The sequence below is a fragment of the Vogesella mureinivorans genome, from assembly GCF_007644035.1.
Lineage (GTDB): Bacteria > Pseudomonadota > Gammaproteobacteria > Burkholderiales > Chromobacteriaceae > Vogesella > Vogesella mureinivorans.
This window is the reverse complement of sequence record NZ_VMTV02000537.1, coordinates 1-322: the sequence shown is the minus strand read 5'-3', so window position 1 is coordinate 322 and position 322 is coordinate 1. Positions and strand designations below refer to the sequence as shown.

The window sequence follows — 322 nt, the reverse complement described above, 5'->3', positions numbered from 1 at the left end:
CAGGCTGGCGTACAGGCTAGTCAGCACCTGCGGCAGGCGGTGGGCGTCGTGTACCACGCTGTAACCGCGCTTGCCGAACAGGTGCGGCAGGTAGTCGCCGGCCTCGCGGTCGACGGTGACACAAAACGGAATCAGCCCGGCGCGGCGTGCTTCCAGCACCGCCTGGCGGGTGTCTTCCACGCCGTAACGGCCTTCGTAGTGGTCTAGGTCGTTGGGTTTGCCGTCGGACACGATCAGCAACAAGCGGCGCTGGGCAGGCTGCTGCAATAGGATGGAGGTGGACTGGCGGATAGCGGCGCCCATCCGGGTGTAGTAACCGGGG

The 322-nt window shown here is 66.1% G+C and carries 1 protein-coding gene; it reads right to left on the bottom strand.

Annotated features, from left to right (window positions below; genetic code table 11):
* On the bottom strand, positions 1-322 hold a 322-nt coding region (locus tag FLQ44_RS14425), incomplete at both ends, for a nitric oxide reductase activation protein NorD (protein WP_369126612.1).